The organism is Cobetia sp. (assembly GCF_983723665.1).
This window is the reverse complement of sequence record NZ_CFDJES010000109.1, coordinates 2,070-10,049: the sequence shown is the minus strand read 5'-3', so window position 1 is coordinate 10,049 and position 7,980 is coordinate 2,070. Positions and strand designations below refer to the sequence as shown.

Here is a 7,980-nt window from a genome sequence, read left to right as displayed (position 1 = left end):
TATCGCGTCCGGAGCGCACCGCACAGTGGGAGCAACGCCTGAGCATGATCCACGAGCAAGGCGACCCGGCGGCGCCCTTCTTGAGCGAGCTGATCGTGGATCTGCGTGCGCTGCTCGCCGATAGCTCCGCCAGCCGTCTGAGCACGGCACTGGCCAGCGTCGGCGGTGCGACCCCCGCGCCACGCAAGGGCGGCGGCAAGAGCGGCTCGCGTCGCAAGGCCACCTCCTACAAGAAGCGCGCCTCTGGCAGCTCTTCAGGCAAGACCGCTTCTGGCAAGGCAGCTTCTGGCAGCACTGCTGGCAGCAATAAGGACGGCGCTTCTCGTAAAAGTGCCTCATCCAGAAGTCCCCGCAAGCGAGAGACTGGGTCACGGCGCAAGACCGATAGCTGACAGCGGGTCAGGTGAAGTACAACCGGCCTCCTCCTGCGCTCACGCACTGCACTGCTCTCCATGACAAGATGACGAATATGCACACAATGACTGATCCGGAAGATAACTGGCTGTGGATCATCGGCCCGGGCGCCATCGGGCGCCTGCTGGCGGCATCACTGATGGCAGCGCGCCAGCGAGAGCTGCGTGAGCAGGGAGCAACCGAGCTACCGCGTGTCCTGCTGCTGGGGCGTCAGGCAATGGCGGGGCAAGCGGTCATGCTCGACATGACCACGCCAGCATCACACACTGTTAGCGCAAAGATAAATTATTCAACAATTGACACACTGCAAGGCTCGCCATCCAGAAAGCCTTCCGCCATCTGGCTGACGACCAAGGCCCACGGTGTACCCGCCGTCTGGCAGCAACTGGCACCACATATCACGCCCGGGACTCCCGTGACCTGCTGGCAGAATGGCCTGAGCGCTCAGCCGTGGCTGGCCGAACGCCACGCCAACCTGCTATGCGCCAGCACCACCGAAGGCGCCTGGCTGCCAGCCGAGACTGGCGCAAGCACGACGCCTGACAATGGCTCAACAGCGGATGACCTCCAACACCTTGGCGTGCAACACGCCGGGCGCGGCCACACCTGGCTGGGCGCATGGCAGAGTGGCGGTGACGGCGATCACGACAGCCAGTCCAATCAGGCCGCTCTCATGCAAGGTGACTGGCTCAAGGCTGCAGGGTTTGCGTGCGAGCAGACGCCAGACATCCAGACTCGCCTGTGGCACAAGCTGGCGATCAATGCGGCGATCAATCCCCTGGTGGCACGCTATCGCATTCGCAACGGCCAGCTGCGTGACCGGCCATTTGCCCCGATGGTTCGCCAGGCGGTCGAGGAGATCAGCGCGGTACTGGATAGCGAAGGCATCCCTGCCCCGGGGGAAGGCTGGCAGGCGCTGGTCGAACAGGTCATCCGCGCGACCGCCAACAATCGCGCCTCGATGCTGCAGGATGTGCTCGCCGGTCGCCCTACCGAGGTCGAGGCGATCCTTGGCCCATTGCGCCGCACTGCCGCCCGACATGGGCTGGCCCTGCCCTTGCTGGATGACCTCTACCGCCAGCTGAGCACGCCGCAGCGCTGAGACCGACATCACAACCAGCCCAGCGACTCCAGCCAGACAAGTTAGCCTCGCCTCTCTCCCCAGATGACGCGCATAAAAAAGACCCGCCTCGCGAGAGACGGGTCACAAGCAACAGCCAAGCTGTCGAGAGAGAGCAGTACTGGCAGCCTGTCAGCCTCAAGCACGACGGCGTGCATGACGTTGGCAGGCAACCGCTGGATCAGTGGCCAGCACTCATCCAGATATCAGGCTTCAGCGGTGGAAACGCTCTGAGGCTTCACGCGCCAGCTCGCGGATACCATCCCAGTCACCCGCATCGATCAGTTTCTGCGGCGCGACCCAGCTACCACCGACACACATCACGTTCTTGAGCGCGAGGTAGTCAGCGGCGTTGCTCAGGGAAATGCCGCCAGTCGGGCAGAAGCGAGCTTCGCTGATCGGGCCACCGAAGGACTTGATCGCATTGACGCCGCCCGAGGCTTCCGCCGGGAAGAACTTGAAGCGACGGTAACCGTACTGCCAGCCCGTCATCAGCTCCGAGACGGTCGCGACACCCGGCAGCATCGGCACGCTGCTGGTCACGCCGTACTGGTACAGCGCTTCGGTGGTGCCCGGCGTGACGATGAAGTCGACACCCAGCTCTTCCACCTGGCGATACTGTTCCGGCGTCAGCACGGTGCCGGCACCGATGCTGGCGTTGGGCAGCGCTTCACGCATCAGGCGGATGGCTTCCAGCGCGCAATCGGTGCGCAGCGTGACTTCCAGTACGGTCAGGCCACCTTCGTAGAGGGCCTTGCCCAGCGGTACGGCGTCCTCGATGCGCTCGACGGCGATCACCGGCAGCACGGAGGCTTTCTGGCAGATGCTGTCGATCTCGGTGGTACGAGTCGACGGAAGCTGTTTTTCAAAGCTCATGGCGTTCTCCTTGTGCCGCGGCCAGCCTCCCTTGTGGCTGGCCGCGGCCGATGTGGTCAGGGGGCCCAGTAAAGCGCCAGCGGCGCGGACAGGAAGGCACGAATCGGCAGTTCACTGACCGCCTCGACGTCGCTCAGCGCGCGCGACAGCACGGCCTGCTTGTCGGTCCCCGTGAGATGAAGCACGGTACGACGCGTCTGGCGCAGACGCTCGAGAGACAGCGTGATACGCGCCTGCGGCACGCTGGGTGCACGCATCGGGACACAGCAATCCGCACTGGTCATCGCTTCCTGCAGGCGGTCGCCATCCGGGAACAGCGAGGCCGTGTGGCCATCGCCGCCCATGCCGAGAATCAGCGCGGAGGCCGGCCAGGGGAGCGCCGCGATGCGAGCACTCACTTCTGCGCAACCGTCTTCCGGCTCTGCCTCGGCGTTGGTCAGCGGATGGAAGGTGGCGGCACTGGCCGCACCGCTCAGCAGGTGCTCACGCACGAAGCGTGCATTGCTGTCATCGGCGTCTTCGCTCACCCAACGCTCATCGGCGAGGGTGATATCGACCCGCGACCAATCCAGCGGCTTGTCGCGCAGCGCGGCAAACAGCGGCTTGGGCGTGGAGCCGCCGGAAACCACCAGCAGCGCACGCGCTGACGGATCAACGTCGAGATCAGCACGCAAGGCGGCGGCCAGATACTCGGCGAGACTGTGTGCGGTCTGTACGCGCGGGTCCTGCTCAGTCACGGTGGCGCTCATCTCAATACTCCTCATACCAGCTGCGACCGTCGCGCGTGATCATCGCGATCGAGGAGACGGGCCCCCAGGAGCCGGCCGGATAACGGCGCGGCGTGGCGGCGCGGGATTCCCAGCCATCGATGAGGGTATCGACCCAGCGCCAGGCGTGTTCGATCTCGTCACGACGCACGAACAGATACTGCTGGCCCTTGATGACCTCAAGCAGCAGACGTTCGTAAGCTTCCGGAATACGGCGCTTGGGGAAGGCGCTGTTGAAGTCGAGATCCAGCGGGCCCGGACGCAGACGCATGCCCTTGTCGAGACCGGAGTCCTTGGTCAGCACCTGCAGGGAGATGCCTTCGGACGGCTGAAGACGAATGATCAGCTTGTTGGCCGCCAGCGAGCGCTGGTCCGGATCGAAGATGTAGTGCGGCTGCTGACGGAAGTGGATCACGATCTGTGACAGCTTCTCCGGCATGCGCTTGCCGGTCCGCAGGTAGAACGGCACACCGGCCCAGCGCCAGTTGGAGACTTCGGTCTTGAAGGCCACGAAGGTCTCGGTCTGGGATTCGGTGTTGGCACCCTCTTCATCGAGGTAGCCCGGCACGTGCTGGCCATCGACGGCACCCGCGATGTACTGACCACGCACCAGATCCGTGTTGAGACGCTCGCCGGTGATCGGGCGCAACGCCTTGAGCACCTTGACCTTCTCGTCACGAATGGCGTCCGCGTCCAGGTTGGACGGCGGATCCATCGCGATCAGACACAGCAGCTGCAGCAGGTGGTTCTGCACCATGTCACGCAGCTGACCGGCCTGATCGAAGTAGCCCCAGCGCCCTTCGATGCCGACCTTCTCCGCCACGGTGATCTCGACGTGGGAAATCTGGTTCTGATTCCACTGATTGCCGAACATCGGGTTGGCGAAGCGCAGCGCGATCAGGTTCTGGACGGTTTCCTTGCCCAGATAGTGATCGATACGATAGATCTGGGATTCGTGGAAGACGGCGCCGATCGCGTCGTTGACGACGCGCGAGCTCTCCAGATCAGAACCGATCGGCTTCTCGACCACGACACGCGAGTGCTCGTCGAGACAGCCCGCCGCCTGCAGATTGCTGCTGATGTCGCCGTAGATACGCGACGGTACGGAAAGATAGATCATCAGCGGGCGCGGCGACGGCTTGCCCTTGGCATCCACACGCCAGTCGGCAATTGCGGAATAGCCTTCCACGGTACTGAAGTCCAGCGCCGCATAGCTGATGCGAGAGAGGAAGCGCTCGATGCATTCCTTCTCGAGGTGTTCCGGCTTGACGCGCTCCTTGAGCGCCGCCTGCACGGTGTCCTTGAAGGATTCGAGGCTGACATCCTGACGCGCCAGACCGATCAGGCGGGTTGCCTTCTCGAGCAGACCGTCACGGTCGAGGTGATAGAGGGCTGGATATAGCTTGCGCTTGGCGAGGTCGCCCAAGGCGCCGAACAGGGCAATATCCACGCCCGGAATGATGTCGGAACTCATGCCGCCGATTTCTCCCGTCGAAACTGCCCTGTATGCCGAAATGACCGACAAGGTGGGCGACTTCGAACCCGCTTCCTGGAAGGCTGCGCAGGCTGGCGCGGCGAGGAGAGGCTCGAATGACACACGGCACCGGGAAGGCGTTGGCGATACATGGCTGGTTATATTAACAACAAATGTAGCGATAACGCCGCTGTCACTCAAGACAATTCGCCCCACAAATAGGTAAACTTACCTAAAAGTGGTAGTCAGCGGCGCTTTCGCTTTCACCTCGTCCTTCGCGCCCCTGGATCAGCAAGTGACCCAAAGAGATGCTTGGCCTACCAGACGAGTGAGGCTAGGATGCCCAGATTACGTAGTTATTTCACTACACAATGGCAGGGTAACAGGCGAATGGCAGTACACGACCTCATCAATCGCATCCGTGAACGTCTCGACGAGCTCAATCGCTCCGAGCGCAAGGTCGCCGACGTCATTCTGGCGGACCCGGCTGCGGCCACCGGCATGAGCATCGCGGCGCTCGCTCAGGCCTCACTGGTCAGTGAGCCGACCGTCAACCGCTTCTGTCGCAACTTCGATGCCAAGGGCTTCCCCGACTTCAAGATCAAGCTGGCCCAGAGTCTGGCCGGCGGCACGCCCTACGTGTCACGCAGTGTCGATCAGAACGATGATGCCGCCGCCTATGGCGACAAGATTCTCGGCGCCACCGTGGCCGCGCTCGACGATGCCCGTCGCGCACTGGACCCCAGGCGCATCGAACGCGCCGTCGACTACCTGAGCCAGGCCAAGCAGATCTGCTTCTTCGGCCTTGGCGCTTCAGGCCCGGTCGCGGCGGATGCCCAGCACAAGTTCTTCCGCTTCAACCTGCCGGTCATGGCCTATGAAGACGTGCTCATGCAGCGCATGGTGGCCGCCGCCTGCCATACCGGCGACGTGATCGTGATCATCTCCTACACCGGACGCACCCGCGAGCTGGTCGATATCGCCAAGCTCGCACGCAGCAATGGCGCCGCGGTACTGGGCATCACCGCACCGGACTCTCCGCTGGCGCGCGAGTGCACCGAAGTGCTGGAAGTCATGGCACCGGAAGACACCGATATCTATATGCCGATGACCTCACGCATGATCCACCTGGCCCTGATCGACGTGCTGGCCACCGGCGTGACGCTGCGCCGTGGAGAAGACTTCCAGCAGCACCTCAAGAAGATCAAGGACAGCTTGAAGGACACCCGTTTCCCACCGGAGTCTTGAGCATTAGCCAGCAAGTCATCAGCCCCAGCCACGGCAAATGAGCTCTTCCTGCGCAGCCATTCAACGCGCTACTGACTCTTCAGCGCCACTTGAGCGATCCTTCAGGCATGGCGCGGGGCTTGCACCCGCGTGATCAAGACACAACAATACGCGCCATACCCCCTGACATGCGGTGCTCGCCGCATGATGTCTCATGTCGTGAATGCTGAGGATGCTTCCCATGCGCTGGCTGGCCACTGCTGCTCTGACCCTGATTTCCGCCCTTCCCGTGAGCATGAGTCTGGCTCAGGCCGACACCTTCAAGTTCACGGCGATTCCGGATGAAGACGAGTCACGCCTGGTCGAGCGTTTCGACAAGGTCGCCGACTATCTGGAAGAGAAGCTGGGCGTCGATGTCGAGTATGTGCCGGTCAAATCCTACAGCGCCGCCGTCAGCGCTTTCCGCAATGATCAGATCCAGATGGCCTGGTTCGGCGGCCTGACAGGCGTTCAGGCTCGTCAGATGGTGCCGGGCTCCGTCGCCATCGCCCAGGGCGTGGAAGACGCTGCCTTCCGCAGCTACTTCATCGCGCGTCGCGACCTCAAGTTGGCCGGCGATGCCGCCGAGCCGCTGGACGCCCTGCCCGACTCCCTCGAAGGCCACTCCTTCACCTTCGGCGCCAAGACCTCCACTTCAGGCCGCCTGATGCCGGAATACTATCTGCGCGAGCAGTTCCAGCAGGCGCCGGACGCCCTGTTCAGCCGCGTCGGTTTCTCCGGCGACCACTCACGCACCATCGCACTGGTCGCCGCCGGCACCTATGACGTGGGCGCGGTCAACTTCGCGGTGTGGGAAGCGGCAGTCAAGGACGGCAAGGTCGACCCGAGCAAGGTGCAGGTGCTGTGGCAGACGCCGGCCTACCCGGATTATCAGTGGACCATTCGTGGCGATGCCGACAGCCACTTCGGCGCGGACTTCACCGCCCATGTCACCACGGCACTGCTGGATATGAAGGACCCGGACCTGCTCGAGAGCTTCCCGCGCTCCGGCTTCATTCCGGCCAGCAACGATGACTACGCGCCGATCAAGACCGTCGGTGAACAGCTCGGTCTGCTGCGCTGAGCTCATGACCCAGGAAACACCCTCTCCACTGCTACACCTTTCGCAAGACCACCTCGGCCATGGCGCCGAGGTGGTCTTGCGTGATCTGGATATTCGCCTCCTGCCGGGCGAGCGCATCGCCCTGCTCGGCGCCAGTGGCGCAGGCAAGTCCACGCTGCTGGAAGCCCTGCGCGCCGCGCTGCAACAGCGCGACGTAGCGGCCGCCTGGTGCCCTCAACGCCAGGGACTGGTGCCGCAATTGTCGGTCTACCACAACATCTTCATGGGCCGGTTGGACCAGCACTCACGGCTGACCAACCTGCTCAATCTGCTGCGCCCGAAACCGGCTCATTGGCAGGCGGTCGCCACATTGTGCGAACCGCTGGGTATTGCCGGCCTGATGGAGCGCTCCGTCGAGGCGCTTTCCGGCGGTCAGCGCCAGCGTGTCGCCATCGCACGCGCGCTCTATCAGGGCCATGATCTGTTCCTCGGTGACGAGCCCGTCGCAAGCGTGGATCCGCATCAGGCCAGTCAGTTGATCCAGCTAATACATGCCCGTCACGTCACCAGTGTGGTGGCGCTTCATCAGCGTGAGTTGGCGCTTACTCACTTCACGCGCGTGATCGGGCTTGGCAAACAGGCTGACGGCCAGGGGCACGTGCTGCTGGATGTCGCGACCGACGGACTGACGCCTGGCGACCTGGATTTCCTGTACCCCGCTGCGGCGACCCGCGAGTCATCCGATGTCAGCTGACCCCTCCACCATGACAGCAGAGCTGCGCCATCCTCCTCGCTGGTGGCAGGCACGCAGTGACGGCGCGCGCCTGTTGCGCCTCGGTGGTGGTCTGGTCATCGCCATGCTGGTGCTGGTGCCCTTCGCCGATCTCTCCGTCACCTCGCGCGACCCTTGGCAGGAACTGGGCCGCATGCTGGCGGGCATGGCATCGCCGGCTCCCGGCGCGCTGGAATCCCCGCTGCACGCTCTGATCCTGACCATCGC

7 protein-coding genes and 2 pseudogenes are annotated in these 7,980 nt (G+C 63.5%); 6 read left to right on the top strand and 3 right to left on the bottom strand.

What is annotated here, in order from left to right:
- Both AC4FAH_RS11010 and AC4FAH_RS11005 read left to right on the top strand, forming a co-directional pair.
- Positions 1-392 (top strand): annotated as a pseudogene (locus AC4FAH_RS11010) (hypothetical protein); the annotation flags it as partial.
- A gap of 77 nt (positions 393-469) precedes the next feature.
- On the top strand, positions 470-1,516 hold the full coding sequence (locus tag AC4FAH_RS11005; protein ID WP_286987169.1) for a ketopantoate reductase family protein: 1,047 nt from the start codon (positions 470-472) through the stop codon (positions 1,514-1,516).
- Between the two features lie 231 nt (positions 1,517-1,747).
- On the opposite strand, the gene AC4FAH_RS11000 is transcribed toward AC4FAH_RS11005, so the two are convergent.
- Genes AC4FAH_RS11000 through zwf form a run of 3 tightly spaced genes read right to left on the bottom strand, consistent with a single transcriptional unit; the run spans position 1,748 to position 4,651 of the window.
- Entirely contained in the window at positions 1,748-2,410 is a 663-nt protein-coding gene (locus AC4FAH_RS11000; protein WP_286987170.1) for a bifunctional 4-hydroxy-2-oxoglutarate aldolase/2-dehydro-3-deoxy-phosphogluconate aldolase, read from the bottom strand.
- Positions 2,411-2,466: 56 nt separating this feature from the next.
- Positions 2,467-3,159 (bottom strand): 6-phosphogluconolactonase, encoded by a 693-nt coding sequence (gene pgl, locus AC4FAH_RS10995; RefSeq protein ID WP_286987171.1) that lies wholly within the window; start codon positions 3,157-3,159, stop codon positions 2,467-2,469.
- A gap of 1 nt (position 3,160) precedes the next feature.
- The gene (zwf, locus tag AC4FAH_RS10990; RefSeq protein ID WP_054555073.1) at positions 3,161-4,651 is read right to left on the bottom strand and encodes a glucose-6-phosphate dehydrogenase; all 1,491 of its coding nucleotides are present in this window, start codon (positions 4,649-4,651) and stop codon (positions 3,161-3,163) included.
- 390 nt (positions 4,652-5,041) lie between these two features.
- On the opposite strand from zwf, the gene AC4FAH_RS10985 reads away from it, so the two are divergent.
- The 4 genes and pseudogenes from AC4FAH_RS10985 to AC4FAH_RS10970 all read left to right on the top strand — a co-directional run.
- Complete coding sequence (locus AC4FAH_RS10985; protein WP_043332471.1) at positions 5,042-5,899, top strand: MurR/RpiR family transcriptional regulator; 858 nt, start codon at positions 5,042-5,044, stop codon at positions 5,897-5,899.
- Between the two features lie 220 nt (positions 5,900-6,119).
- Complete coding sequence (locus AC4FAH_RS10980; RefSeq protein WP_287020075.1) at positions 6,120-7,001, top strand: putative selenate ABC transporter substrate-binding protein; 882 nt, start codon at positions 6,120-6,122, stop codon at positions 6,999-7,001.
- A gap of 70 nt (positions 7,002-7,071) precedes the next feature.
- Complete coding sequence (locus tag AC4FAH_RS10975; RefSeq protein WP_288989511.1) at positions 7,072-7,734, top strand: ATP-binding cassette domain-containing protein; 663 nt, start codon at positions 7,072-7,074, stop codon at positions 7,732-7,734.
- A pseudogene (locus AC4FAH_RS10970) lies at positions 7,724-7,980 on the top strand (hypothetical protein); the annotation flags it as partial. The gene AC4FAH_RS10975 and the pseudogene AC4FAH_RS10970, both read left to right, overlap by 11 nt.